This window comes from Alicycliphilus denitrificans, assembly GCF_044792555.1.
In the GTDB taxonomy this organism is placed as follows: domain Bacteria; phylum Pseudomonadota; class Gammaproteobacteria; order Burkholderiales; family Burkholderiaceae_C; genus Alicycliphilus; species Alicycliphilus denitrificans_A.
Map to the genome: position 1 here is coordinate 3,846,841 of NZ_CP126238.1, position 22,884 is coordinate 3,869,724.

At 65.9% G+C, this 22,884-nt stretch carries 22 protein-coding genes; 19 read left to right on the forward strand and 3 right to left on the reverse strand.

Features of this window, described 5'->3' with window-relative positions; all coding sequences use genetic code 11:
- The first annotated feature begins 182 nt into the window (after positions 1 to 182).
- The 11 genes from P7644_RS18255 to P7644_RS18305 all read left to right on the forward strand — a co-directional run bounded on the left by P7644_RS18255 (position 183) and on the right by P7644_RS18305 (position 14,488).
- Positions 183 to 3,914 (forward strand): hypothetical protein, encoded by a 3,732-nt coding sequence (locus P7644_RS18255; RefSeq protein WP_404300661.1) that lies wholly within the window; start codon positions 183 to 185, stop codon positions 3,912 to 3,914.
- A gap of 106 nt (positions 3,915 to 4,020) precedes the next feature.
- Entirely contained in the window at positions 4,021 to 4,815 is a 795-nt protein-coding gene (locus tag P7644_RS18260) for a TylF/MycF/NovP-related O-methyltransferase (RefSeq protein ID WP_404300662.1), read from the forward strand.
- A gap of 94 nt (positions 4,816 to 4,909) precedes the next feature.
- Positions 4,910 to 5,770 (forward strand): flagellar motor stator protein MotA, encoded by an 861-nt coding sequence (motA, locus tag P7644_RS18265; RefSeq protein ID WP_404300663.1) that lies wholly within the window; start codon positions 4,910 to 4,912, stop codon positions 5,768 to 5,770.
- Between the two features lie 3 nt (positions 5,771 to 5,773).
- Positions 5,774 to 6,703, forward strand: a complete 930-nt coding sequence (gene motB, locus P7644_RS18270) for a flagellar motor protein MotB (protein ID WP_404300664.1) — start codon at positions 5,774 to 5,776, stop codon at positions 6,701 to 6,703.
- A gap of 77 nt (positions 6,704 to 6,780) precedes the next feature.
- Positions 6,781 to 7,167: a response regulator gene (locus tag P7644_RS18275; RefSeq protein ID WP_404300665.1), complete on the forward strand. Its 387-nt coding sequence runs from the start codon at positions 6,781 to 6,783 to the stop codon at positions 7,165 to 7,167.
- A 2-nt stretch (positions 7,168 to 7,169) separates the two neighbouring features.
- Complete coding sequence (locus tag P7644_RS18280) at positions 7,170 to 7,802, forward strand: protein phosphatase CheZ (RefSeq protein ID WP_404300666.1); 633 nt, start codon at positions 7,170 to 7,172, stop codon at positions 7,800 to 7,802.
- A 296-nt stretch (positions 7,803 to 8,098) separates the two neighbouring features.
- Positions 8,099 to 9,289 carry a flagellar biosynthesis protein FlhB gene (locus P7644_RS18285; RefSeq protein WP_404300668.1) on the forward strand — a complete coding sequence of 397 codons (1,191 nt, stop codon included), beginning with the start codon at positions 8,099 to 8,101 and terminating at the stop codon, positions 9,287 to 9,289.
- Positions 9,286 to 11,376 carry a flagellar biosynthesis protein FlhA gene (gene flhA / locus P7644_RS18290; RefSeq protein WP_404300669.1) on the forward strand — a complete coding sequence of 697 codons (2,091 nt, stop codon included), beginning with the start codon at positions 9,286 to 9,288 and terminating at the stop codon, positions 11,374 to 11,376. Before P7644_RS18285 ends, flhA begins: the two co-directional genes overlap by 4 nt.
- A complete protein-coding gene (flhF, locus tag P7644_RS18295; protein WP_404300670.1) occupies positions 11,373 to 12,977 on the forward strand; it encodes a flagellar biosynthesis protein FlhF in 1,605 nt (534 codons plus the stop codon). The genes flhA and flhF overlap by 4 nt, the downstream gene beginning before the upstream one ends.
- The gene (locus tag P7644_RS18300; protein ID WP_404300671.1) at positions 12,967 to 13,767 is read left to right on the forward strand and encodes a hypothetical protein; all 801 of its coding nucleotides are present in this window, start codon (positions 12,967 to 12,969) and stop codon (positions 13,765 to 13,767) included. Before flhF ends, P7644_RS18300 begins: the two co-directional genes overlap by 11 nt.
- Before the next feature lie 4 nt (positions 13,768 to 13,771).
- On the forward strand, positions 13,772 to 14,488 hold the full coding sequence (locus P7644_RS18305) for an RNA polymerase sigma factor FliA (protein ID WP_404300672.1): 717 nt from the start codon (positions 13,772 to 13,774) through the stop codon (positions 14,486 to 14,488).
- 254 nt (positions 14,489 to 14,742) lie between these two features.
- Here P7644_RS18305 and P7644_RS18310 read toward each other — a convergent pair whose 3' ends face one another.
- The 3 genes from P7644_RS18310 to flgA form a co-directional block, all read right to left on the reverse strand.
- On the reverse strand, positions 14,743 to 15,081 hold the full coding sequence (locus tag P7644_RS18310; protein WP_404300673.1) for a hypothetical protein: 339 nt from the start codon (positions 15,079 to 15,081) through the stop codon (positions 14,743 to 14,745).
- Between the two features lie 40 nt (positions 15,082 to 15,121).
- On the reverse strand, positions 15,122 to 15,445 hold the full coding sequence (flgM, locus tag P7644_RS18315; protein ID WP_404300674.1) for a flagellar biosynthesis anti-sigma factor FlgM: 324 nt from the start codon (positions 15,443 to 15,445) through the stop codon (positions 15,122 to 15,124).
- Positions 15,446 to 15,538: 93 nt separating this feature from the next.
- Positions 15,539 to 16,279, reverse strand: a complete 741-nt coding sequence (gene flgA, locus P7644_RS18320; protein WP_404300675.1) for a flagellar basal body P-ring formation chaperone FlgA — start codon at positions 16,277 to 16,279, stop codon at positions 15,539 to 15,541.
- 222 nt (positions 16,280 to 16,501) lie between these two features.
- Between flgA and flgB the strand changes: the two genes are divergently transcribed.
- The 8 genes from flgB (at position 16,502) to P7644_RS18360 (ending at position 22,659) form a co-directional block, all read left to right on the forward strand.
- Positions 16,502 to 16,918 carry a flagellar basal body rod protein FlgB gene (gene flgB / locus P7644_RS18325; RefSeq protein ID WP_404300676.1) on the forward strand — a complete coding sequence of 139 codons (417 nt, stop codon included), beginning with the start codon at positions 16,502 to 16,504 and terminating at the stop codon, positions 16,916 to 16,918.
- 24 nt (positions 16,919 to 16,942) lie between these two features.
- Positions 16,943 to 17,347: a flagellar basal body rod protein FlgC gene (gene flgC / locus P7644_RS18330; RefSeq protein WP_404300677.1), complete on the forward strand. Its 405-nt coding sequence runs from the start codon at positions 16,943 to 16,945 to the stop codon at positions 17,345 to 17,347.
- Between the two features lie 13 nt (positions 17,348 to 17,360).
- On the forward strand, positions 17,361 to 18,035 hold the full coding sequence (locus P7644_RS18335) for a flagellar hook assembly protein FlgD (protein ID WP_404300678.1): 675 nt from the start codon (positions 17,361 to 17,363) through the stop codon (positions 18,033 to 18,035).
- A gap of 36 nt (positions 18,036 to 18,071) precedes the next feature.
- A complete protein-coding gene (gene flgE / locus P7644_RS18340) occupies positions 18,072 to 19,349 on the forward strand; it encodes a flagellar hook protein FlgE (protein ID WP_404300680.1) in 1,278 nt (425 codons plus the stop codon).
- A gap of 25 nt (positions 19,350 to 19,374) precedes the next feature.
- Positions 19,375 to 20,115: a flagellar basal-body rod protein FlgF gene (flgF, locus tag P7644_RS18345; protein ID WP_404300681.1), complete on the forward strand. Its 741-nt coding sequence runs from the start codon at positions 19,375 to 19,377 to the stop codon at positions 20,113 to 20,115.
- 62 nt (positions 20,116 to 20,177) lie between these two features.
- A complete protein-coding gene (flgG, locus tag P7644_RS18350) occupies positions 20,178 to 20,951 on the forward strand; it encodes a flagellar basal-body rod protein FlgG (protein WP_404300682.1) in 774 nt (257 codons plus the stop codon).
- 22 nt (positions 20,952 to 20,973) lie between these two features.
- On the forward strand, positions 20,974 to 21,687 hold the full coding sequence (locus P7644_RS18355; protein WP_404300683.1) for a flagellar basal body L-ring protein FlgH: 714 nt from the start codon (positions 20,974 to 20,976) through the stop codon (positions 21,685 to 21,687).
- Positions 21,688 to 22,659, forward strand: coding sequence for a hypothetical protein (locus P7644_RS18360; RefSeq protein ID WP_404300684.1), 972 nt, complete (start codon positions 21,688 to 21,690; stop codon positions 22,657 to 22,659). It abuts the gene before it with no gap.
- Positions 22,660 to 22,884 lie beyond the last annotated feature (225 nt).

The following is a 22,884-nucleotide window of genomic DNA, read 5'->3' on the forward strand; positions in this document are numbered from 1 at the left end:
TACAGGGTTATCACCAGCGCCCCTGCAAAAACAGCTAAACAAACATTTACACCTGCCGATATAACGCTCAAAGCGTCTTGCTTTTCGCCTTTCCCTGCTGCTCTACAGCCCCCCTTTTTTGTGCCTAGTGGTCTCGCGGCATAGTGACTGAGGCACCTCGCTTTAACGATAAGGAGTTCATCATGGCCATCACTTTCTCGGGACTCTCGGTTGACCAGCTCTCGGCGCTGACCACCCAGGAAATCAAGACCATCTCGGGCAATAGCGACGAGGTCAAAAAGCTCTCCGGCACGCAGCTCCAGGCGTTCTCGGCAGAACAGATAGGGGCTCTCGATGAAAGCACCATCCTCCACCTCAGCGCCTCGGCACTCAAGGCGCTGTCTGCGGACCAGGTCAGCCATGGACTGACTTCCACCCAATTTGCCGGGCTCACCTCCACCCAGCTCAAGTCGCTGACCACCGGGCAAATGGCCGCCCTGCAGTTTGAGCAGATTGACACCTTCCGCGGCAATACCGACAAAATGAAGGCGCTGTCCGCCGTACAGGTCAGCGCCCTCAGTGCCGAGCAACTGCGCCGCATTGAAGACGCAGACGATGACACAGCCCAGCTCACTGACGCACAGCTCAAAGGCCTGAAGGCCGGGCAGCTGGACATTGTCGAGAGCCTGACCACGGCCCAGGTCAGGGTCTTGACGGCTCAGCAAGTCAGCACCCTGACCGAAGAGCAGCTGCGCAAACTCTCGCCCACCCAGGTTGGTGCACTCACCTCCGGGCAGGTGCAGTCACTCAAGTCCACCCAGCTGGAAGCCATTGACGCCCTGGGCTCGGCCGTGTCCATGCTGTCGGCCAAGCAAGTCAGCACGCTCACCTCTGACCAGATCGGGCGCATGTCCACCGACCAGCTGCAAAGCCTGACGGGCACGCAGTTCAAGGCCTTGGGCAACAAGGTGGCCAACTTGACCGACGAGCAGGTGCGCGGCCTGGGCAATGTGCAGGTGCGCGCCATGACTGCGGCACAGCTCACCGCCTTGTCCACGAGCCAGGTGGCGGCCCTGACCACCGACAACCTCAAAACCTTGAACGCCGTACAAATTGGCGGCCTGGGCGCAGATGTGAGCGCCTTTACAGATGAACAACTCAGCGCCCTGCTGCCCTCGCAGGCGGCAGCACTGAAAACCGATCAAATCGCCGCTCTGTCAGGCAGCCAGCTGTCGTCCCTGTCCACCACCGCCGTCAAGGCGCTGACGGCCGCCCAGGTGGGCAAGCTCAGCACCACCCAGCTCCAGGCGCTGACCGAAGACCAACTGGGCGCCCTGACCACCGCCCAGGTACGCACCCTGGCTGCAGACACCAACGGCATTGCGGCGCTGAGCGCCACCCAGATTTCCGCCCTGTCCACCACCGCCATCGCCTCCTTGAAGACCGAGCAAATCGCCGCCCTGTCTTCAGACCACCTCAAGGCCATGTCCACCGGGCAAATCAACGCCCTGTCCGCCGCCCATGTCAAGGCACTGAAGGCCGATGCCGACGGCATAGGCGCCCTTGGACAGGATCAAATTGCCGCCCTGTCCACGCGCGCGGTCGCGGCCTTGAGTACGGCTCAAATTGCCGGCCTGTCCACCGACCAAATCCAGGCCTTTACCGTCGACCAGGTCGAAAAGCTCGGCAAGGCCGTGATGGGAAAACTGGATAGCAATCAGCTCAAAGTCATGGCCTATGACGAGGTCGCCAAACTGGTGCCCACGCTCAGCAGCAACCAGATAGCCGCCCTGACCACCGACCAGGTGCAGTCGCTGAGTACCGCACAGTTCAAGGCACTCACCACCGCCCAGGTGGCCGCATTGACTACCGAACAAGTAGCCGCCTTGACGACCGAGCAACTGGCCAAAATGACCACGGCGCAGGTGCGTGCACTCAATACCGGCGCTGTCACCAACCAATTGCAAAGCCTCAATGAAGAGCAAATTGCCGCCCTGTCCGATGGCGCCATTGCTGCCCTCAAGACCGATCAGGTCAACAAGCTCAGCAAGGAGCAGATCACCGCCCTGGGAGACACCCAGGCCGCCGCCCTGACCGCAGCACAGGTGCGCGTGCTGGATGCCACCCAGCTCAAGGCATTGGAGAACCAGGACATCAACGCCCTGGCAGGCAAGATCCAGTCCGACCAAGTCGCGGGCTTGGCTGACACGCAAATTGCTGCACTGGGCGCTGCGCAAGTCAAGGCACTGACCACCGCCCAGCTGCAAAATTTGAGCACCACCCAAATGGCCATGCTCAGCTCCACGCAAACCGCCGAGCTGAGCAGCACGCAGGTGGCGGCGCTGTCGTCTGACCAGCTCAACAGCCTGTCGTCCGACGCCCTGAAGGCGCTGACCACCAACGCTCTGAAGGGGCTGGGCACGGCACAGCTGCAGAAATTGGGTACCGAACAAATCCGCAACCTCAAGGATGAGCAGGTTGCCAGCCTGTCGGCCACCCAAGTTGCCGCACTGACCGGCGATCAGGTCAAGGCGCTGGAAAGCGCTGACATCGTCGCCCAACTGGGCAAATTCCAAAGCACCCAAATCCAGGGCTTGAGCGACACGCAGATCAGCTCTATGGGTACTACACAGGTTGCCGGCCTGACATCCGCACAGGTGCGCGCCTTGACCACTGGCCAAATGGCGGCCATGAGCTACCTGCAGATTGAAAAGTTCACTACCGGCCAGGCACGCGCCCTGACTACAGAGCAACTGAGCAAGCTGACCGCCAGCCAGCTCGGCGGCATGGAGACCGAAGACCTGGCCGCCCTGACGACCACGCAGATCAAGGCCTTCACGTCGGACCAGCTCGGCCACCTGTCTGGCACCCAGGTGAAAAACCTGACCAGCACCCAGCTGCGCGCCCTGGGCTCAAACGAATTGGGCAGCATTCTGGGCAAACTGGAAACCAACCAGATCGGACAGCTGAGCAACGCTCAGGTGAAAGCCATGACCACCGCCCAGCTCTCGGGCATGAGCACGCAGCAACTTCAAAAGCTGACGCAATCGCAGCTGCGCGAGCTTAACGGTGCGCAAATCAATGTGGTGCGCGACATCATGGTGGCCAACGACATCGCCCAGATGTCCACCGACCAGATCGAGGGCATGAGCCAAGCACAGTTGCAAGGCCTGACATCACGCCAGGTCGACGCCATGAGCTCGGATCAAATCCAGGCGCTGAGCACGCAACAAATCGGCTACCTGCTGCCCAAGCTGAGCGACCTGAAAGACCTGAGCACCAACCAGGTGGCGAACCTGGACATGACCCAGCTCACCCTCGCCAAGGTCACCGATGGCACCAATGGCATGACCAGCGACCAGTTGCGCGCGCTGACTACGACGCAGCTGGTGGCCAATCTGTCCAATGGAGCCGGCGGCTCCTCTGCCAACGCCATGCTGCAAGACCTGGGCACCGACGTCGGCAAGCTCTCCGAGGCGCAAATCGTGGCGCTGGGCTCTACCGGCCTCAATACGCTGGCGTCCACACAAATCACCAGCCTGACCGATGCGCAAATTGGTTCGCTGACTGCCGAACAGCTCGACAACCTGACTACTGATGTGTTCAAGGAGATCGACGTTACCAAGCTGCAAAACACGCAGATTGCCAGCCTGGACACCGCCAAGGGCCTGACCAGCCTGACTGCAGCACAAATCGGCGCCATGACGGCATCGCAAACCCGCGCGCTGACAACAACGCAGGTGGCAGCCTTGGATGCCACGCAGCTTGGCGCCATCAGCACAACCAACGCAGCCCAGCTCACCCTGTCGCAAGTAGAAGCGATGACCAGCACTCAGTTGACTGCGCTCACCAATCGCACTGCCATGACCGACGACCAAAAAGACGTTATCAAAACCAAATTTGGTGCCACTGACTACGCCACGCTGTTCCCTTGATATAAGCCGCGCAGCCCCCGCGGCCGCCAAGCCCCCTGCCCCGCCCCTGGTGCAGGGGGCTTTTTATCAATAATGCCCCTCCCTCATTCCCGCAAAACCACCGCCCATGCCAGCCGCCCTGCCCCCACTGCCCAGCCTGCCCGACCTGCCCATGGACCGGCTGAACAACTTTGCCACCCCCGTGTCCTGGGGCATTACCGACCCGCAGCGCTTTCAGGAGCTGATGGAGGAGCTGAAAACCCTCTTTACTCCCGGCTACTACATGGGCGACAACCTGATTACCTGGGGGCGCAACCTGTCGGCCTTTGAAGATCCGGCCTTCGTCCAGGCCCTCTCCAGCAACATCCAGAACCCGTCCGACGAGGCCATTGCCTGGCGCCGCTACCTGCTGGTGTGCAGCGCCTGCCACGCCATGCAGTTGGACGGTGATTTTGTGGAGTGCGGCGTGTACCTGGGCACGGGCATCAAGACGGTGATCGACTATTTCGGCAAGCAGCGCTTTGGCAAGCCGTTCTGGGGCTACGACACGTTTGATTACCACCCCGCCGCCAACCATAACTTTGCCGAGCAGCGCGCCGGGCTGTTTGAGAAGGTGCAGCAGCGCTTTGCCGACTACCCCCAGGTGCAGCTGATCAAGGGCTTTTTGCCCGACTCTTTTGCCCAGGGCTGCCCGGACAAGGTGGCCTACCTGCACATTGACCTGAACAACGCCGAGGGCGAGATTGCCACGCTCGAGCACCTGTGGGACCGCGTGGTGCCCGGCGGCATGGTGGTGCTGGACGACTATGAATGGGCGGGCGTCTACCGCGCCCAAAAGCGCGCCGAAGACCAGTGGTTCCAGGCACGCGGCTACCGGGTGTTTCCGCTGCCTACGGGACAGGGGTTCGTCATCAAGCGCTGAAGGGAGCGGGGCGCCCCGTCGCTCAAATTGAACCGCATGCCCAGTGCTGATCGTTCATTTGACCACTGAAGGGCTCTGACACAATCCTTGCACTATGTTTGTCATTCTTGGCTACCTGATCACCTTCGGCAGCATCTTCGGCGTGTTCATCGCCCATGGCGGCAACGTCAAGGTGCTGCTGGAGGCCCTGCCGTTCGAGATGATCACCATCGGCGGGGCGGCGGCCGGGGCGTTCATCGTCAACAACCAGCCCAAGGTGCTCAAGGCCACCATGGCGGCCCTGCCGCAACTGCTCAAGGGCAGCAAATACACCAAGGCACGCTACATGGAGCTGATGGCCATGCTCTATGAGATCCTGCAGAAAGCGCGCAAGGAGGGGCTGATGGCCATCGAGGCGGACGTGGAATCGCCCAAGGATTCGGAGATTTTCAAGAAATTCCCCACTGTGGGCACGGACCACCATGTGCTGGAATTCACCACCGACTACCTGCGCATGATGGTCTCGGGCAACCTGAATGCGCACGAAATCGAGGCGCTGATGGACAGCGAGATCGAGACCCACCACCAGGAGGCGCATGCCCCCGTGGCCGCGCTCACGCGCCTGGCCGGCGCGCTGCCGGCCTTCGGCATCGTGGCCGCGGTGCTGGGCGTGGTGAACACCATGGGCTCGGTGGGCCAGCCGCCGGCGGTGCTGGGCGGCATGATCGCCTCGGCCCTGGTGGGTACCTTCCTGGGCATCTTGCTGGCCTACGGCGTGGTGGAGCCGCTGGCCGGGCTGCTGGAGCAAAAGAGTGAGGACGCGGCCAAGGAGTTCGCCTGCATCAAGTCCACGCTGCTGGCCAGCATGCAGGGCTACAACCCGGCCACGGCTATTGAGTTTGGCCGCAAGGTCTTGTTCTCGGGCGACCGACCGAGCTTCACGGAGCTGGAAAACCACGTCAAGGGCAAAAAGTAAGCCATGGCCGAGAAAAAGCTCCAGCCGATCATCATCAAGCGCGCCAAGAAGCGCCCCCACGCGGCCCATGGCGGCGCCTGGAAGATTGCCTACGCCGACTTCGTGACGGCCATGATGGCCTTCTTCCTGCTGATGTGGCTGCTGGGCTCCACCGCCCAGGGCGAGTTGCAGGGCATCGCTTCGTACTTCGCTTCGCCGGTCAAGGTAGCGATGCAGGGCGGCGATGGTTCTGGCAACAGCTCCAGCGTGATTCCGGGTGGGGGCAACAATCTGGCCAAGGTCTATGGCCAGGAGCGCCGTGCGGACTCCGAGAGCAAGAACAATCCGCGCAGCATCGACACAATTCGCGCCGAGCGCGCGCGGATAGACGCGCAGCGCATCAAGGCGCTGCAGTCCAAGATCGACGCCATGATCACCGAGAACCCGCGCCTGAACGAGTACCGCTCGCAGATCCGCATCGACGTGACCCCCGACGGGCTGCAGATCCAGATCGTGGACCACCAGAACCGCCCCATGTTCGACAGCGGCAGCGCACTGGTCAAGCCTTACATGCGCGACATCCTGCGCGAGATCGGCGCCGCCTTGGGCGGCGTGGAAAACCGCATCAGCCTGGCCGGCCACACCGACGCCTCTCCTTACGGCAACGGCGATCGCGGCTACAGCAACTGGGAGCTTTCGGCCGACCGGGCAAATGCCTCACGCCGCGAGTTGGTGGCCGCCGGCATGCCCGATGCCAAGCTCGGCCGCGTGGTGGGCCTGGCGGCCAGCGACCTGCTGGAGCCGGACAATCCACGCGCCGCGGTGAACCGCCGCATCACCATCACCGTGCTCACGCATGAGGCCGAGGAACGGCTCATGGGCAAAAAAAACGCTGTATTGCCTTTGCCGGAGACCATCGCCGAAAAACAGGACAATCCTGCCAAATCCCCCTAAAACCAGTAACCAACTGTTTTTCGGTTGCTGAAGTTTTACCGACAATAGCCCCCCCACCTGTTCCGAAAGGGTCCTTCGTGTCCACTGCCCTTCGTTTTTTGATCGTTGATGATTTTTCCACCATGCGGAGCATCGTGCGCAACCTCCTCAAGGAAAGCGGCTACACCGAGGCCGACGAGGCCGAGGATGGCGTGGTGGCGCTGAACAAACTGCGCAACAGCAAGTTCGACTTCGTGGTCACCGACATCAACATGCCGAACATGAACGGCTTTCAGTTGCTGGCCGAAATCAAGAAGGACGACACGCTCAAGCACCTGCCCGTGCTCATGGTGACGGCCGAGGCGCGCAAGGAAGACATCGTGGCCGCGGCCCAGGGTGGTGCGGCCGGCTACATCGTGAAACCCTTCACCAAGGCCACGCTGGAAGAGAAGGTGACCTTGATCCTCAAGAAAATGGGGCTGTAACCATGGAAGTGGCGGATCAAAGCCTGGCGGCGCCCACGGGTGCCGACGACGTGCACCAGAAGATCGGCCTGCTCACGCGCCAGCTGCACTCGGCGCTCAACGAGCTGGGTTTTGCCGACCCGCTGCGCGGCAGCATGGGCGAGCTGCCCGATGCGCAAAACCGCCTGTCCTACATTGCCCGCCTGACGGGCGAGGCGGCGGAAAAAGTGCTCACCCGCGTGGAGCAGGCCAAGAGCCAGCACGACTACATTGCCAGCGAGACGCAACGTGTAGTCACCTCGCTGGTGGCCGACCCCGTGGCGGCCGTGGCCAAGGGCGAGATCTACAACTTCCTGACGGACATGCAGCGCGTGACCCGGGAGGCCGACATGCACCTGACCGAGATCATGATGGCGCAAGACTTCCACGACCTCACGGGCCAGGTGATTGCCCGCGTGGTGAGCCTGGCGGGCACCATTGAGCAGCAGCTGGTGCAGCTGCTCATCCAGACCGCGCCGGCGGGCGCCGCCCCGCCCAGCGCGCCCACACCGACGCGCGAGCACCTACAGGGCCCCGTGGTCGACCCCGAGGCCACGCCCGACGTAGTCACCAATCAGTCACAGGTGGATGATTTGCTGGCCAGCCTGGGGTTTTGAGGGCCTTGGCGGAGCGCCGGCATCAACGTGCCAGCGCACATCTTTTTTGATAGCACACTGCGCTTATTTGACGGGGATTTTACCCCCTCCCTCTCTGGGGGTGGGCAGGGGTGGGGGCCGGCGACGCTGGGGCGTTGATGCCGGCAAGAGGCCGGCGCTCCGGCCCCCATCCCCGCCGTCCCCCAGAGGGGGAAGGAGCAAGAGCCGCCGTGAATAACACCGCCCCAGCCCCTTTATTCGGGCTTTAGCTTTTCTCCCGCCTCCCGACAATGGCCTGACCCTCTAGTCATGCCGCCATGAGTTCCAGCCAAGACAAACAACTCCCCGCCACCGAGCGCAAGCTGCAAAAGGCACGCAGCGACGGCCAGGCCGCGCGCTCGCGGGATTTGTCGCATCTGGCGATTCTGGGCGTGGGGGCCCTGGCGCTGCTGGTGCTGGCGCCCTGGTTTGTCGAATACCTGCAGCGCGCGCTACGCCAGCAGCTGGCGTTCGACGCCGCCACCGTGCAGGCCACGGGCCAGATGCTGACGCGCCTGCAGACCGTCACCGGCATAGGCCTGCTGGCCAGCCTGGCGTTTGCCCTGCTCACCAACACTGCGGTACTGCTGAGCAGCATCGCTGCAGGCGGCTGGATCTTCAGCCTGAAACCCATCACCCCGCAGTTCAACCGGCTCAACCCGCTGTCGGGCTTTGCCAACCTGTTTTCCAAGCAGCAGCTGACCAACGTGGCCAAGATGGTGCTGATGACCAGCATCCTGAGCTTTGTCGCCTGGCGCTACATGCGCGGCAGCATCGAGAAGATGGCAGCGCTGGTGCTGCAGCCCTCGCCCATGGCGCTGGCCCACGCGGGGCAGTGGATCGTCTCGGGCATGGCCTTGCTGCTGCTGGTGGTGTTCGTGTTTGCCGTGATCGACGTGCCGCTGCAAGCGTTTTTCTTCAAGCGGCGCCTGAAGATGAGCCATGAAGAGGTCAAGCAGGAGCACAAGGAGTCGGACGGCAACCCGCAGCTCAAGGGCCGCCAGCGCCAAAGGGCACGCGAGATTGCCGACCGCGCCAGCATCAGCGCCGTGCCCAAGGCCGACTTCGTGGTCATGAATCCCACGCACTACGCCGTGGCCCTGAAGTACGACGAGGCAGCCATGGGCGCGCCGCAAGTCATCTCCAAGGGCACGGACCTGCTGGCCTTCAGGATCCGCGAGCTGGCGCAGCAGCACGGCGTGCCGGTGCTGCAGTCGCCGATGCTGGCGCGTGCGCTGTACGCCCATGCCGAGCTGGAGCAGCCCATCCCCACCCAGCTGTACACGGCCGTAGCCCAGGTGCTGGCCTATGTGTACCGCCTGAAGGCGGCGCTGCGCGGCGAGGGCGGCATGCCGGGCGAGCAGCCCGTGCCCGATGCACACATTCCGCCCGAGCTCGATCCGCACCACAAGAGCGCGGCCGCCACCACGGCAGACGGCGCGGCGGCCAATCCGCTAGATAAGCTATGACGACGTCCTCCCCGCTCCATTTCATGCGGCAGTGGGCCGGCGCCCACGGCTCGGCGCTGCAGGGCCTGGCGGCGCCGCTGCTGGTGGTGGCCATCCTGGCGCTGATGGTGCTGCCCATTCCGGCCTGGCTGCTCGATACCTTCTTCACGCTGAACATCGCCGTGGCGCTGATGGTGATGATGGTCGCGGCCTACATGCTGCGGCCGCTGGACTTTGCCGCCTTCCCCTCGGTGCTGCTGCTGACCACGCTGATGCGCCTGTCGCTCAACGTCGCCTCCACGCGCGTGGTGCTGCTCGAAGGCCACACCGGCCCGGGCGCGGCCGGCGCGGTGATCGAGGCCTTCGGCCATTTCTTGATCGGCGGCAACTTCGCCGTGGGCCTGATCGTGTTCGCCATCCTCGTGGTCATCAACTTCGTCGTCGTGACCAAGGGCGCGGAGCGCATCGCCGAGGTCTCGGCGCGCTTCACGCTGGACGCCATGCCCGGCAAGCAGATGGCGGTGGACGCCGACCTGAACGCCGGCTTGATCGACGAGAAGGAGGCCAAGCGCCGCCGCGCCGAGGTGCAGGAGGAGGCCAATTTCTTCGGCTCCATGGACGGCGCGAGCAAATTCGTGCGCGGCGACGCCGTGGCCGGCATCCTGATCCTGCTCATCAACATCGTCGGCGGCTTTGCCATCGGCATGCTCTCGCACGGGCTGTCGGCGGGTGATGCGGCCAACAGCTACATCCTGCTGGCGGTGGGCGATGCGCTGGTGGCGCAGATTCCGGGCCTGTTGATCTCGGTGGCTGCGGCCATGGTGGTCTCGCGCGTGGGCAAGGAAAAGGACATGGGCCAGCAGATCGTGCAGCAGCTGTTCATGTCGCCGCGCGTGCTGGGCGTGACCGCGGGCGTGCTGATCCTGCTGGGCCTGATACCGGGCATGCCGCACGCCGTGTTCCTGATCATGGGCAGCGGTCTGGCCTGGGCCGCCTGGCTGCTGCTGCAGCGCCAGAAGCAGGCGGCCATGGTGCCCGAGGCGCCGCCGCCCCCGATGGGCGATGGCGAGGCCAGCTGGGACGACCTGCAGCCCGTGGACCTGCTGGGCCTGGAGCTGGGCTACCGCCTGATCGCGCTGGTGGACAAGAACCGCCAGGGCGACCTGCTGACGCGCATCAAGGGTGTGCGGCGCAAGTTCGCGCAAGAAGTCGGCTTTCTGCCGCCCGCCGTGCATGTGCGCGACAACCTGGAGCTCAAGCCCAGCGCCTACCGCGTGCTGCTGCGCGGCGTGGTGGTGGGCGAGGGCGAATCCTTCCCCGGCATGTTCCTGGCGATCAACCCAGGCGGCATCAGCACGCCGCTGATCGGCACGCCCACGACCGACCCGGCCTTCGGCCTGCCCGCGCACTGGATTGATGCGGCGCAGAAGGAAGCGGCACAAATGGCGGGTTTTACCGTGGTTGATCCGGAAACCGTGATGGCCACGCATTTGTCACACTTGATGCAAGTGCAGGCCGCCAAGCTCCTGTCGCGCACCGAGGTGCAGCAACTCGTGGAGCATGTGGCCAAGCTGGCCCCGAAACTGATAGAAGAAGTAGTCCCCAAGATGGTCTCGATCACGACGTTCCAGAAAGTGCTGCAGCTCTTGCTGGAAGAGTCCGTGCACATCCGCGACATCCGCACCATCATCGAAACCCTGGCCGAGCATGCCGGCAGCACGCAGGACCCCGCCGAACTGGCGCGGCGTGTGCGCATCGCCCTGGCGCCGGCCATCGTGCAGCAGATCTACGGCCCCACGCGCGAGCTGAGCGTGATCGCCATCGAGCCCGGCCTGGAACGCCTGCTGGTGCAGGCCCTGGCCAACGCCAACGGCCCGGCGCTGGACCCCGGCGTAGCCGACCTGCTCACGCAGAAGGCGGCCGAGGTGGCGCTCAAGCAGGAGGAGCTGGGCATGCCCGCCTGCCTGCTGGTGCCCGATGCCATCCGCGGCACCATTGCCCGCCTGGTGCGGCGCGTGGCGCCGCGCCTGCAGGTGCTGGCGCACAGCGAGATTCCTGAAACCCACACCATCCGCATCGGACCCATCCTCCAAGGTGCCTCGTCATGAACATCAAACGCTTTACCGCCCCCACCGCCCGCGAGGCCCTGGCCAAGGCGCGCATGGCCTTCGGCGAGGGCACGCTGATCCTGTCCAACCGCCCCACGGCAGACGGCGTGGAGGTGATGGCCACGGCCGAGGAGGCACTGTCGTCCAGCCTGCAGGGCGACGCCGGCCGCGCCCCCGCCAGCCGCCTGCAGGAGCGCGCCGACGACATGGCCGCGGCCAAGCCGGCGCGCAGGCCCCAGGAGCAGCCCCGGCCTGCGCCCGAGAGCGCCGCTGCGCCCGAGCGCAACACCGTGGCCAACGACACGGAGCAGCTGGCCATGAGCACGCTGTCGTTCCAGGACTATGTGCGCGAACGCATGCTGCGCCGCCGCCACGAGGCGCTGCACGGCGCCGCCCCCGCCTCCTTGGGCGAGCGCGCGGCGCTGGAGCGCGGCCTGCCCCAGCCCCAGTTCGAGCGGGCCTTCGAGCGCCAGCCCGAACCGGCCCTGCAGCAAGCCGCCCCCCAACCTGCCGCACAGCCCCAGGCCATGCCCGTGGTGCGCCACAACCCGCTGCGCGCCATGCATGCCGCCCTGGGGGCCGAGCAGCTCGCGCCGCGCCGCGCCGAAAGCCCGGCCGCCGCCGCCCCCACGCTGGCCGCAGGCGCGGGGCAGCAGCACCTGATGAAGGAACTGCAGTCCATGCGCGACCTCATCGAAGACCGCTTCAACACCCTGGCCTGGCTGGGCCAGGCGCGCCAGAACCCGATCCAGTCGCAGCTCATGCTCAAGCTCATACGCGCGGGCTATTCGCCGGCGCTGTCGCGCGCCCTGCTGGAGCACCTGCCCGAGCAGCTGGGCGCCCAGGAGGCCGTGCGCTGGCTCATGGAGGTGCTGGAGCGCAACCTGCGCACCGACGCCGTGCAGCAGCCGCTGTACGAACAGGGCGGCATCTACGCCATGGTGGGCGCCACCGGCGTGGGCAAGACCACCACCACGGCCAAGCTGGCCGCCCTGTGCGCGCGCATCCACGGCCCGGGCAGCGTGGGCCTGATCACGCTGGACACCTACCGCGTGGGCGCACACGAGCAGCTGCGCAGCTACGGCCGCATGCTGGGCGTGGTGGCCCACCTGGCGCATGACCGCGCCGCGCTGCAGGACCTGCTGGGCCTGCTGGCCGGCAAGAAGATGGTGCTCATAGACACCACGGGCGTGGCGCCGCGCGACCCGCGCCGGCGCGAACTGCTGGAGGTGCTGGACCTGCCCGGGGTGCAGCGCCTGCTGGTGCTCAACGCCAGCAGCCATGGCGACACGCTGGACGACGTGCTCGGCGCCTTCAAGACCAGCGGCGCGCAGCAGGCCATCCTGTCCAAGGTGGACGAGGCCGTGAAGCTGGGCCCGGCGCTGGACGCGCTGATCCGCCACCAGCTGGAGCTGCGCGGCGTGACCAACGGCCAGCGCGTGCCCGAAGACTGGGAGAGCGCCGATGCGCACCGGCTGGTCGCCAGCTCCATGCGCAGCCGGGTCAGCTCGGCCTTCGACCCCAAGGTGGAAGAGCTCAACTTCTTCTTCTCGCCCGCCACCGAAGCGGCCCACGAACAAGGACTGGCCCATGTTGCTTGACACCGCCGTGCACCAGGCCCTGGGCCTGCACAACTACACGCCAGAGCGCGAACTGCGCCTGCTGCCCGTGGTCAGCCAGCCCGACGGCGGCCCCTGGCTGGAACTGCTATGGCAGTTGTGCGCGCACCTGCAACGCCTGGGCTACCCGGTGGCGGTACTCGATGGCACGGCCCTGGAAAGCCACCACAGCCCGGGCCTGGCACAGCTGCTGGGCACGCGGCCCTGGTCCGGCGCCGAGGCGCTGGACGGTGCTACCGGCGGCCACTCGCTGGCCGTGCTGCCCGCCGCGCGCGGCCTGGCATGGCTGGCCGGCCAGGCGCAACTCGGCAACAACGCGGCCATGCACCGCCTGCAACCGCTGCTGCGCGGCTACGCCGCCGTAGTGTTGTACGCCCCGCCCGAGCAGCTCGCGCCGCTGCTGCTAGGCAGCGCCAGCATACCGCTGGTCATGACCGGCCCGGGCGCACAGGGCATGGTGCGCAGCTACCGCCAGCTCAAGCATATGGCGCTGCACGCGGGCGTGCGCTGCACGGTGGCCGCCATCGTGCCGCCGCAGTCCGGCACACAGCCACGCCAGACCGCCGAGGCCCTGGCCACGCTGCAGCGCAGCGCCCACAAGCACCTGTGCCAGCAGATTCACACCACCACGGTGGCCGCCGCAAGAGCCCAGGACATACAGCGCCTGGCCCTGCAGCTGATGGAAAATGCAGGCACTCTGGACACCGCCATGCCGCTGCTGCACGCGCGTGGCGCCCGTGCCAGCGCCACGCCCCTGGATCGGAGCCACTGACCCGATGTACACCGCCAAAGGCCAGCTCGACCGCAACGCCATGTTCCACCAGCATGTGCCGCTAGTGCGGCGCATCGCCCACCACATGATTGCCAAGCTGCCACCGAACGTGGAGCTCGACGACCTGATCCAGGTGGGGCTGATCGGCCTGAACGACGCACTCTCGCGCTACGAGGTCACGCAGGGCGTGCAGTTCGAGACCTTTGCCAGCCAGCGCATCCGCGGCGCCATGCTCGACGAGCTGCGCGACGGCGACTGGATGAGCCGCAGCTCACGCAAGAGCCAGAAGGACATCGAGCAGGCCCTGCACCGCGTGGAGCAGCGCCTGGGCCGCAGCCCTGCAGAGTCGGAGATCGCTGCCGAGCTCGGCCTGAGCCTGCAGGACTACCAGGCCCTGCTGGGCAAGGTGCGCGGCACCCAGCTGGTGTACCTGGAGGACATGAGCCGCAGCGACGAGGGCGAGGAAGGCTTCCTGGACCGCCATGTCGCCGACGAGGGCGCCGACCCCATGGCCGTGCTGCGCGACCAGCGCCTGCGCGCCTCGCTGGTGCAGGCCATCAAGGCCCTGCCCGAGCGCGAGCAGCACATCATGGGCATGTACTACGAGCACGACATGAATCTGAAGGAAATCGCCGCCGTGCTGGGCGTGACCGAGTCGCGCGTATGCCAGCTGCACAGCCAGGCGATCGCACGGCTGCGGACCAAGATGCGGGGGCATTGAGGGTTGTTGGGCTCAAACAGCGATTCCTGTTGAAAAGAGCGCCACCGTCATCCCCGCGAAAGCGATCCACAGCAGCGGCGAATCAACGGGAATCGCTACTTGATATTTTTTGGCACCATCGCTTTGTGGGTTTGTGTTTATAGCTATTCTTTTTGAGGGTGGCTAACCGGGTCTCGCCCCGGCCAGTCACCCTCAAAAAGAAGAGCTACCAACGCACGACCACAAAGCGTTAGAAAAGAATTAACCGTAAAAAATCACCCAGGCGCCCGATAGATCCTTGCCCCCTTCGCACCAAAGGAAGGCCCATAGGTCACCCCCTCCACCGGCGGCAACAGCGACGCCGCCTGCCGTTCGGTCAGTGCCAGCACGCGCGCCAGCTGGTTGCGCACCAGGTTCAGCTGCTGGGCGATGGCCTGTACGCGCCGGGCCACCCCGGCCGGCACCCCCGCGCCCAGGGCCTGCGCGAGGGTCATGGCCGCCTGGCGCAGCTGCGTGGCGGTTTGCTCCAGGATCTGGGGGTCGGAAGACAAAAGCGCAGTCTGCATCTCCTGCAGCTGCGCTTCGATGAGGGAAAGGGTGTTGTCGAGCGACATGGGCCAAGTCTAGCGCCCGTCACCCACCAGGCGTAATGGATCAGCCGCGCGAGCGCGACAGGGTTTCGTGTGCGTTGGACAGCAGCTTGTCGGCCACCACCTCGGCATTGACCTTGAAGGTGCCGTTTTCTATGGCGGACTTGACGGCCTTGACCTTGCCGGCATCGAAGTCGGCCGTACTGCGGCCTGCGTCCACGCCACGTGCAGCCGACGACAGCGTGACGGGAACCCCTGCGGCGGCACGCGATGCACTCTGGGCGGCAGCCTCGGCGGCCGGCGCGGGCGCTGCCGCCTTGGCCTGTTGCCTGGCGGCAGCGGCCTGCGACAAGAGGTTCGCGGTATCCGGGTTGTTTCCTATTTTCATCACACTCTCCACGGCCCCGCGCAGCTGCAGGGCCAGTAGCCATGTTTTCGGCCAGTGGAGGGCGGACTTTAGCGCTTTATGCGGCGCAATGACTCATAAAGCAGCCTCTATTGTCCCATCTTCAAGCACAATGCCGGCTATCACCCGGCCACTAGTCATGCGGACGCGCACATTCTGCCCCTCGCTACCGGCGCTCAGGGCCTGGCCCGACGCGGTGACCGCGTAGCCCGGCCCCTGCGCCACCACGCGCACCTGGGCGCCTGACTTGAACAGGTCGGGCGCGCGCACCATGTTCTGGCGCAGCGCCTGGCCGGCAGCCAGCGGCCTGGCGGCGACCCGCCCGACCCAGGCCTGGGGGTTGGCGACGATGGCGGCGCTCTCGGCCGCCCAGTCCACCTCGGCCTCGATGGCGTCCTGCTCGGCAAGCACCGCACCTGCGGCCACGTTGCCGGACAGCACCCAGGCGGGCCCGTAGGCCTTGACGGTGAGGGGCAGGAACACGTTCCAGCGCACCGCCCCGTCCAGACAGCGCAGCCCCAGGCGCGTGCGCCCCCACAGGCGCGCACCGGCAGGCAGATAGGGCTCGACGCGGGCGCAGGCGGCCAGGCGCAGGCGCGTGTCAAGCTGGCCCATGCTCACCTCCAGGCGCAGCGGCAGGGCGCCCGCCGGGGCCTGGGCCAGCGCCGCGTCCAGCCAGCGTTGGGTAATGGCACCCAGCTCCGGCGTCTGGTCGTGCTGGGCCTGGGCCGGCAGCCCCAGGGCGGCCACCAGCACCAGGAAGGACAGGCGCAACAGGGCGGCAGGACGCAGGCGGCGGGACACAAAAGGCGGCATGGCAAGGCTCCGGCAAACAGGGACGGCACCCGATGACTGTGGGCGCCGTTTCTCAGCCGTCACTGTAGGTGGCACCCGGCCCGCGTGAAGCGCCAAACAACGCAGCAATACCCGCTTTCTTCGCACTTTAGAAAAGCGCGGGCATTTCCATAATCGACGCACGCCACCAAGCCCCCCGGGACGTGGCACCCAAGCCCTTCACCACCAACACTGCAGGCCACCATGCTCGACAAGATGACCCAGCGACTGGACTTTCACGGCAACGCGCTGCTGCTGCGTGCCGAGCGCCAGCGCACCATCGCGAGCAATATCGCCAACGCCGACACCCCTGGCTATGTGGCGCGCGACTTCAAGTTCGCCGACGCCATGCGCGCCGCGCAGAACCTGCAGGCCGGCGGCGGCATGCGCCAGCAGGGCGTGAGCGATGCGCGCCACATGCCGCTGCCGGCCGCTGCCAGCGGCAGCTCGGACAGCCAACTCGGCTACGGCCTGCAGACCCAGCCCAGCCTGGACGGCAACAGCGTAGACATGGACCGCGAGCGCGCCGCCTTCGTGGACAACGCCGTGCGCTACGAGGCCACGCTGCGCTTCATCAACGGCAACGCCAAGACCATGCTCAGCGCCATCCAGGGCCAATAAGGAATAGGAAAGCGAGCCGCCGCCATGTCCATGTTCTCCATCTTCAACGTCTCGGGCAGCGCCATCAGCGCGCAGTCGCAGCGCCTGAACGTCGTGGCCAGCAACCTGGCCAACGTGGACGCCGTGGCCGGCCCCGACGGCCAGGCCTACAAGGCACGCCAGGTGGTGTTCCAGACCACGCCCATGGGGCCGGACGGCGCCGCCGGCGTGCGCGTCAGCACCATCCAGGAAAGCGACGCGCCGGGCCGGCGCGTGCATGACCCGGCAAACCCCCTGGCCGACGCCGAGGGCTATGTGACGCATGCCAACGTGAATGCGGTGGAGGAGATGGTGAACATGATCTCCGCCTCGCGCTCGTACCAGAACAACGTCGAGGTCATGAACACGGCCAAGTCGCTGCTGCTCAAGACCTTGCAGATGGGCCAATAAAAGGAATAGCGCCATGTTCATCTCCCCCATAGACACCAGCGCCCTGGATGCCGGCGCCCTCACCACCAACAAGAACGGCAGCTCCAGCAGCACCAGCACCGACCCGGCCGCCATGCAGGACCGTTTCCTGAAGCTGCTGGTGGCGCAGCTGAACAACCAGGACCCGATGAACCCGCTGGACAACGCGCAGATGACCACGCAGATGGCCCAGATCAACACGGTGACAGGCCTGCAGACCCTGAACCTGAGCATGCAGACCATGGCCGAGCAGTTCAGCACCATGCAGCAGATCCAGGGCATTTCGCTGATTGGCCGCTCGGTGCTGGTGGAGGGCAACCGCCTGGCACTGGACGACGGCAAGCAGGGCCAGGGCCGATTCGTGCTGGACAACGCCGCGGCCCAGGTCAAGGTGGACATCGTCACCCCCGGCGGCGTACTGGTGGACAGCCTGGAGCTGGGCGCCTTGGAAAAGGGCCGCCAGCAGTTCGACTGGGACGCCAGCCAATACCAGGGCAACCCGGCCGAGCTGCGCTTTCAAGTCACCGCCAGCACCCAGGGCCAGCCAGTGGTCGCCACGCCGCTGATGCAGTCCAAGGTGATGGCCACGGGCTCCAACGCCGGGGCGCTGACGCTGACCCTGGAGAGCGGCGAAACCGTGAACTACGCCCAGGTCGGCGGTGTGATTTAAAGCAACAACCCCTTCAATAGCATCGAGGAGAACATCATGGGCTTCCAACAAGGACTCTCGGGCCTGAACGCCGCGTCCAAGAACCTGGACGTGATCGGCCACAACATCGCCAACGTCAACACCACCGGCTTCAAATCCTCGCGCGGCGAATTCGCCGCCATGGTGGCCTCGGCCATCGGCATTTCGGGCGGCATGAACGCCGGCATTGGCGTGGAGGTGGAGGCCATTACCCAGCAGTTCAGCCAGGGCAACATCAACGTCACCGGCAACAGCCTGGACGTGGCCATCAACGGCAACGGCTTTTTTGCCGTCAAGCAGACCGATGGCTCTCCGGCCTTCACCCGCGCCGGCAACTTCAAGCTCGACAGCACGGGCAACCTGATCACCAACAATGGCAGCCAGGTCATGGGCTACCCCACCGACCCGGTGACCGGCACGCGCACCTCCAGCGCCCCCGCGCCGCTGACCTTCCCCACGGCGGCGCCTATTGCCGCCAAGCAGACCGACAGGATCGATGCCTCCTTCAACCTGGACGCGCGCGCACCCGCTGCGGCCAGCACCACGCCACCGACGCCGCGCTCCACCTATGGCACCTCCGTCAATGTGTACGACAGCCAGGGCGTCGCCACTGCCGTGAGTCTGTACTTCCAAAAGAGCGCGACACCCAACACATGGGAGGTGTACACCACTCTAGATAAAACCATAGAGCCTGATGGCGGCCCCAGGACGATCACATTCGATGGCAACGGCCAGATCACCTCGGTCACCCCTGCCCCCACGCCACCGGCCACTGGCCTCCAATTGACGTTGAACGTCGATCCAAGCGCCGCCAACCCCAATGCCGGCGCTGCTGCACCGAATGCTCCCACCCCCTTCGACGTCACACTGGACCTGACCAATGTCACCCAGTTCGGCACCAAGTTCACCGTGTCCGACCTGCAGCAAAACGGCTACACCTCCGGCCAGCTCACGGGCATCAACATCGGCCCCGACGGCGTCATCCTGACGCGCTACTCCAATGGCGTGACGCGCTCCGAGGGCCAGGTGGCATTGGCCAGCTTCCGCAATGCCCAGGGCCTAACCCCGGTGGGCGGCAACAACTGGGTGCAGTCCTTCGAGTCCGGCGAGCCGACCATGGGCGCCCCCACGGATGGCAACTTTGGCGCCCTGCGCGCGGGGGCGCTGGAGGAATCGAACGTGGACCTGACGGCAGAGCTGGTGAACATGATGACCGCGCAGCGCGCCTACCAGGCCAACGCGCAGACCATCAAGACACAGGACCAGGTCATGTCCACCATCGTGAACCTGCGCTGACCAGGCCTGAACCGGAGAACACGCCATGGACCGCCTGATCTACACCAGCATGACCGGCGCCAACGCCGCCGCGCACAGGCAGGCGGTGCTGTCGAACAACCTGGCCAACGTCTCCACCCAGGGCTTTCGCGCCGAGATGGCCAACTTCCGCTCCGTGCCGCTGCAGGGCAGCGGCTCGACCACGCGCGTGTTCGCGCTGGAGGCGACCTCGGGCCATGTCCAGACCCCCGGCCCGGCGCAGACCACGGGCCGCAACCTGGACGCCATGGCCGTGGGCAATGCCTGGTTCGCCGTGCAGGGCCTGGACGGCACCGAGGCCTATACGCGCGCCGGCCGCTTCGAGCTCACCAACGCGGGCCAGCTGGTCACGCCCGCCGGCCTGCCCGTGCTCTCGGACGGCGGCGCGCCCATCATGGCGCCGCAGGGCGCCGAGCTGACCCTGGGCCCGGACGGCCGCATCACCGCCAAGGTGCCCGGCCAGCAGCCCCAGGCCCTGGCACGGCTGAAGCTGGCCACGCCCCAGGCGGAGGATCCGCTTCAGCGCGGCGACGACGGCCTGTTTCGCAGCACCTCGGGCGAGCCCATCGCCAACGACGACACGGCGCGGCTGCAGGCCGGCGCGCTGGAGGGCTCGAACGTGAACCCGGTGGATGCCATGGTGGGCATGATCGCCGCGGCGCGCCAGTTCGAGCAGCAGATGCGCCTGCTGACCAGCGCCGAAACCAACGACAAGGCCGCCGCCCAGCTGCTCAACATCAATGGCTAAGGCCTGGCCGTCATCCCCGCCTGCGCGGCAATGACGGCAGGCCCTGCCCAAGGAGAAACTCCATGATCAATTCCCTGTGGATCGCCAAGACCGGCATGAGCGCCCAGCAGACGCAGCTGGACGTGGTCTCGCACAACCTGGCCAACGTCTCCACCACCGGCTTCAAGCGCAACTTCGCGGTGTTCGAAGACCTGATGTACCAGAACCACCGCCAGGTGGGCTCGCAGTCCGGCGACAACGCCGAGCTGCCCACGGGCCTGCACCTGGGCCTGGGGGTCAACGTCGGCTCCACGTCGCGCAACTTCCTGCAGGGCGGCCTGGAAAACACGGGCAACCAGCTGGACATGGCGATCAACGGCCAGGGCTTCTTCCAGGTCCAGATGCCCGACGGCACGACCGCCTACACGCGGGCCGGCAACTTCACGCTGAACTCCACCGGTGAAGTCGTGACGCCCGCCGGGCTGCGGGTGCTGCCGGGGATCACCGTGCAACGGGGCGACCTGATCGACATCGGCGCCGACGGCACGGTCTCCGTCACGCGCGCCGGCGTGACCACCCCCGGCCCCCGGATACAGCTCGCCAACTTCATCAACCCCGCCGGCCTGGAGCCCATGGGCAACAACCTGTTCCGCGAAACCGTGGCCTCCGGCGCGCCGGAGGTGGGCGAACCGCTCACCAACTCGCTGGGCGAAATCCGGCACAAGTTCCTGGAAAACTCCAACGTCAACGTGGTGGAGGAGCTGGTCACCATGATCCAGACGCAGCGCGCCTACGAGATGAACTCCAAGGCCATCCAGACCAGCGACCAGATGCTGGCCAAGCTGTCGCAGCTGTAATACACCCACGAGGAGCATCGCGATGACCCGCCTGCCGCGCCTGCTGAGCGCACTGGCCCTGGCCGCTCTGGCCACCGGCTGCGCCAGCCTCAACCCCGCCCCGCCCGTGGAGGTGCTGCCCACCGCGCCGCCGCTGTTGCTCGTCACGCCGGCGCCCAGCGGCCCGGCCACCGGCAGCCTGTTCCAGGCCGCCAGCTACCGGCCGGCCTTCGAGGACCAGCGCGCACGCTACGTGGGCGACATGGTGACCATCGAGATCCTGGAAAAGATCGACGCCAAGCAGAACAGCCGCTCTAACGTGGACCGCGACTCCTCGAACGAGGGCGGCATCAGCGCGCTGCCGCTGCTGCCCCCGAAGCTCGGGGCCAAGGTGGCCGAGCGCAGCAAGCTCGGCGCGGGCTACAAGAGTGAATTCAAGGGCGGTGGCGAAACCACCAGCAAGAACGAGTTCGAAAGCTACATCACCGCCATCGTCGCCCAGGTGCTGCCCAATGGCCACCTGGTCATTGCCGGCGAGAAGCAGGTGGGCGTGAACCGCAGCGTCGATGTGCTGCGCTTTTCCGGCACCATCGATCCACGCCACCTGCGTCGCGGCAAGGATGGCCACACCGGCAGCGTCATCGACTCACGCTACGTGGCCAATGTGCGCGTGGTCTCGCACGGCCTGGGCGAACAGGCCGAGGCCCAGGCCATGGGCTGGCTGGCGCGGGCGTTCAACACCGTGGTGCCGTTCTGAATGGCCCATCGCTCCATATGGCTGCAGCGCCTGGGCGCCGGGCTGGCGCTGCTCTGCAGCAGCCTGGCGCAGGCGCAGGACTTTCGTGACCCGGCCGGGCAGAGCTTTGTCGTCTGGCCCAACATCGCGGTGATCCGCGCCTCGGACCTGGCGGAGTACGCACAAGACCGCCAGCTGATTGCCGACCTGCACGCCGACAAGGCCGACCCGGCCAAGGTGGCCGCCGCCCTGCAGGGCGTGGACAGCCTGCAGGCCCATCACCAGCGCGCCGCCCTGGCCGACCTGGGGCGCAGCCTCAACGCCCAGCTGATTGCCGAGCTCGACACCCAGGCGCGCCACGCCAATGTGCGCACGCCCAAGCTGCGCTTTGACTTTGCCGACATCTCGCCCGAGCAGCTGCAGCGCCCGCTGGCGCAGGACGAACTCAAGGCCAAGGCCGGGCGCGTCACCCTGGCCGCCTACATCACCTACACCCGGCTCGACGGCGCACTGATCCAGGCCACGGCCACGCTGGTCAAGCTCAAGAGCGGCGCCTCGCAAAGCTTTACCGCCACGGCCCCGGCGCCGGCCCTGGCCGAGACCCTGGCGCGCCAGTTGTTCGACTATTTCCAGGGCACGCGCTTTGCCACACTCGCCAACCCGCTGCCCGGCAGCGAATGGCTCACCGCCGCACCCGGCCATGCCCAGCGCCTGGTCTCGCGCGATGCCGCCCTGCAGTACTGCCTGTCGCAAGGCGCCCGCCTGCCCAGCGCCAGCGAGCTGGACGCGGCCGGCGCCGCCGGGTTTTATGGCGGCGGCGTACGCCTGCAAGAGGCCCGCGTCTACCACGTACAAGGCGGCCTGTACGACCTGGCCCTGCCCCAGGAAGGCGAAGGCCGCGTACGCACCAACCACATTGCCAGCGTGCCCAATGGGCATTACTACTGCATCCGCCCGCAGGCCCTAGCGCCTGCCGCCAGGAAACGCAAATAAGCTATTATTTTTATAGCTTTCTGCGCTTTATCCACGGGAGAATTCACATAAAACAGCCTGATTAGCGACATATCTCAGACAGCACTCGGTCAACAAACGCCACGTCATTCCGGCGAAAGCCGGAATCCAGCGGTTTGAGTGCTGCGAGGCTCCTGGATTCCGGCTTTCGCCGGAATGACGGTGATCTGAGGCATGTGCCTAATCAGCATAAAACAACCAAAACCG

Coding starts and splice junctions, on each gene's coding strand:
- P7644_RS18260 (WP_404300662.1), top strand. CDS start 4,021: ATGCCAGCCGCCCTGCCCCCACTGCCCAGCCTGCCCGACCTGCCCATG.
- P7644_RS18300 (WP_404300671.1), top strand. CDS start 12,967: ATGTTGCTTGACACCGCCGTGCACCAGGCCCTGGGCCTGCACAACTAC.
- flgE (WP_404300680.1), top strand. CDS start 18,072: ATGGGCTTCCAACAAGGACTCTCGGGCCTGAACGCCGCGTCCAAGAAC.
- flhF (WP_404300670.1), top strand. CDS start 11,373: ATGAACATCAAACGCTTTACCGCCCCCACCGCCCGCGAGGCCCTGGCC.
- P7644_RS18335 (WP_404300678.1), top strand. CDS start 17,361: ATGTTCATCTCCCCCATAGACACCAGCGCCCTGGATGCCGGCGCCCTC.
- flgM (WP_404300674.1), bottom strand. CDS start 15,445: ATGAAAATAGGAAACAACCCGGATACCGCGAACCTCTTGTCGCAGGCC.
- flgC (WP_404300677.1), top strand. CDS start 16,943: ATGTCCATGTTCTCCATCTTCAACGTCTCGGGCAGCGCCATCAGCGCG.
- flgB (WP_404300676.1), top strand. CDS start 16,502: ATGCTCGACAAGATGACCCAGCGACTGGACTTTCACGGCAACGCGCTG.
- flgA (WP_404300675.1), bottom strand. CDS start 16,279: ATGCCGCCTTTTGTGTCCCGCCGCCTGCGTCCTGCCGCCCTGTTGCGC.
- P7644_RS18285 (WP_404300668.1), top strand. CDS start 8,099: ATGAGTTCCAGCCAAGACAAACAACTCCCCGCCACCGAGCGCAAGCTG.
- P7644_RS18280 (WP_404300666.1), top strand. CDS start 7,170: ATGGAAGTGGCGGATCAAAGCCTGGCGGCGCCCACGGGTGCCGACGAC.
- flgF (WP_404300681.1), top strand. CDS start 19,375: ATGGACCGCCTGATCTACACCAGCATGACCGGCGCCAACGCCGCCGCG.
- P7644_RS18360 (WP_404300684.1), top strand. CDS start 21,688: ATGGCCCATCGCTCCATATGGCTGCAGCGCCTGGGCGCCGGGCTGGCG.
- flhA (WP_404300669.1), top strand. CDS start 9,286: ATGACGACGTCCTCCCCGCTCCATTTCATGCGGCAGTGGGCCGGCGCC.
- P7644_RS18310 (WP_404300673.1), bottom strand. CDS start 15,081: ATGTCGCTCGACAACACCCTTTCCCTCATCGAAGCGCAGCTGCAGGAG.
- P7644_RS18305 (WP_404300672.1), top strand. CDS start 13,772: ATGTACACCGCCAAAGGCCAGCTCGACCGCAACGCCATGTTCCACCAG.
- P7644_RS18355 (WP_404300683.1), top strand. CDS start 20,974: ATGACCCGCCTGCCGCGCCTGCTGAGCGCACTGGCCCTGGCCGCTCTG.
- motA (WP_404300663.1), top strand. CDS start 4,910: ATGTTTGTCATTCTTGGCTACCTGATCACCTTCGGCAGCATCTTCGGC.
- P7644_RS18255 (WP_404300661.1), top strand. CDS start 183: ATGGCCATCACTTTCTCGGGACTCTCGGTTGACCAGCTCTCGGCGCTG.
- flgG (WP_404300682.1), top strand. CDS start 20,178: ATGATCAATTCCCTGTGGATCGCCAAGACCGGCATGAGCGCCCAGCAG.
- motB (WP_404300664.1), top strand. CDS start 5,774: ATGGCCGAGAAAAAGCTCCAGCCGATCATCATCAAGCGCGCCAAGAAG.